Source organism: Allorhizocola rhizosphaerae (assembly GCF_003426775.1).
Lineage (GTDB): Bacteria > Actinomycetota > Actinomycetes > Mycobacteriales > Micromonosporaceae > Allorhizocola > Allorhizocola rhizosphaerae.
The window spans coordinates 1-2,430 of record NZ_QJUG01000437.1; the positions used below are offsets into that span (position 1 = coordinate 1).

Here is a 2,430-nt window from a genome sequence, read left to right on the forward strand (position 1 = left end):
CCGCCCGCTCCGGGAACCGGCCCGCCGCCGTGCGCCGCCCGGCGGCCAAGGGCGCGGCCAAGCGGACCCACGCGCCCAGCGAGGGCGGACTGGGCGGGCGGGCGATCGCGCTGCTGCTCATCCTCGCCGCGCTGGCGCTGGGCTATGCCTATCCCGTGCGCGTTTACCTCACCCAGGTCTCCGAGATCGACGCGCTGCGCAGGGCGCAGGCGGAGCAGCGCAAGCACATCGCGGCCCTTGAGGTCGAAGAGGCCAAGTGGCACGACGACCGGTACCTGGAAATCCAGGTGCGCAAGCGGCTGTACATGGTACAGCGGGGCGAGACCCCGCTGATCCCGATCTGGGGCGACACCATCGACACGGGCAAGCCGCCTGCCAAGCCCAAGCCCGAAACGTGGTACGAGACGCTGTGGTTCAGTGTGGACGCGGCCAATGGATAGGCCCGAGGAGCCCACGCCGGAAGACCTTGAGGTGGTAAGCAAGCAGCTCGGCCGGCCGACACGGGGCACGCGGGCGATCGCGCATCGGTGCCCGTGCGGGCTGCCCGATGTCGTGGAGACCAATCCGCGACTGGCCGATGGCACGCCGTTCCCGACCCTGTACTACCTGACGTGCCCGCGTGCCGTCGCGGCCTGCAGTCGGCTGGAGTCGGCGGGCGTGATGAAGGAGATGGCCGCCCGACTGGCTCTCGACGACGAGCTGCGCGCGGCATATGAGCGCGCGCATGAGGCCTATCTGGAGCGGCGTGAGAGCATTGGGCACGTGGAGGAGATAGCCGGCATTTCGGCGGGCGGCATGCCCAATCGGGTCAAGTGCCTGCACGTCCTGTTAGGACACGCGCTCGCGGCCGGTCCCGGGGTCAACCCGCTGGGCGACGAGGTCGCCCGGCTGCTCGACCCGTGGTGGACCGAGGGGCCCTGTGTCTGAGATCGTCGTCCGGAAGGCGCGCACGACCGACGTCAAGGGCATCCGGCGGCTGATCGACGAATACAGCGGGGAGCGGCGCCTGCTCAGCAAGGCGACGGTGGCGATCTACGAGGACGTGCAGGAGTTCTGGGTCGCGGTCGCCGAGGACGGCACGGTGGTCGGCTGCGGCGCGCTGCACGTGCTGTGGGAGGATCTCGCCGAGATCCGCACGGTGGCCGTGGACCGCAGGTGCGTCGGTCAGGGCATCGGGCACCGGATCGTCGCCGCGCTGCTCGACGACGCGAGAAACCTTGGCGTGAAACGCGTTTTCGTGCTCACGTTCGAATCGAAGTTTTTCGGGTCGTTCGGCTTCAAGGAGATCGACGGGGCGCCCGTGCCTCCGGTCGTGTATGAGCAGCTGCTGCGTTCCTATGACGAGGGTGTCGCCGAGTTTCTCGGCCTCGAACGGGTGAAGCCGAACACCCTGGGCAACACCCGGATGCTGCTCACCCTTTGACGCGCCTTTTTGCTGGGCCATATTCTATGACGCGGCCTGTCCACGGGGTTGCGTTGGAGGAGGATGCCCGATGTCTCAAACCAAGCAGCAGCCCGCGGTGGTGACGCACGATGATGTGATCGCCAAGCCAGGCTTCGTGGTCGCCATGCGCGGCTACGACAAACGCCAGGTCGACCAATACGTCGAGCAGGTCGACGCCGAGATCTCGCAGCTGGTCGCCGAGCGCAAGCGCAACCTGGGCCAGCTGCAGGAGCTGACGGCGCAGCTGCACAAGATGCACGCCGAGCTCACCGAGCTGCAGCAGCGCCCGGCGCAGATCGAGCGGGCGTCCTTCCGCCACCTCGGGCCGATGGTCGACCAGATCCTCGCGCTGGCCGAGAAGCAGGCCGAGGCGATCACCACGACCGCGATGGAGCGCGCCGCGCAGCATCACTCCCGCGCGGACAAGACCCTCGTCGAGGCGCGCGAGCAGGCCGACAAGCTGGTGGCCGAGGGCGAGTCGGCCCGCGAGCGCGCCGAGCAGGAGGCCGCCCGGGTCGCCGAGGAGTGCGCGAGGCGCGCCGAGCAGGCCCGCGTTGACGCCGAGGCACTCATCGACGCGGCCCGCACGCAGGCGGCGCAGGAGACCGATTCGCTGCGCACGCAGACCCAGCATGAGCTCGCCCAGCAGCGGGCGATCGCCGACAAGGAGCTCGCGACCGTCCAGCAGCAGATTCAGGCGCGGCGGCAGGTGGCAGAGACCCTGCAGTCCAATGTGGACAAGGCGCAGCAGAAGCTCACGACGCTCCGGCAGGAGACGGCGGTGGCCGAGCGGGAGCTGCAGGGGCTGCAGCAGCGCATCGGCGACGCCAACGAGGAGCTCGCCACCCAGCTCAACCGGCTGGAGCAGGCCAAGGCTGCGGCCGAGCAGGCCGAGCGGCACGCCGTGCAGGTGCGGGCGCGGGTGCAGCGCGAGGCCGAGCGGGTGGCCCAGCTGGCCGCGGCGGCGGTCATGGCGGCGGCCGCGC

Annotated in this window: 4 protein-coding genes; all 4 read left to right on the plus strand. The window is 70.0% G+C overall.

What is annotated here, in order from left to right:
• On the plus strand, positions 1–440 hold a 440-nt coding region (locus tag DM816_RS41495; protein WP_162908412.1), incomplete at its 5' end, for an FtsB family cell division protein.
• Positions 433–927: a DUF501 domain-containing protein gene (locus DM816_RS41500; RefSeq protein ID WP_117215895.1), complete on the plus strand. Its 495-nt coding sequence runs from the start codon at positions 433–435 to the stop codon at positions 925–927. The genes DM816_RS41495 and DM816_RS41500, both read left to right, overlap by 8 nt.
• 1 nt (position 928) lies before the next feature.
• Positions 929–1,423 (plus strand): amino-acid N-acetyltransferase, encoded by a 495-nt coding sequence (locus tag DM816_RS41505; RefSeq protein ID WP_170318941.1) that lies wholly within the window; start codon positions 929–931, stop codon positions 1,421–1,423.
• A 70-nt stretch (positions 1,424–1,493) separates the two neighbouring features.
• On the plus strand, positions 1,494–2,430 hold a 937-nt coding region (locus DM816_RS41510), incomplete at its 3' end, for a DivIVA domain-containing protein (protein WP_246002744.1).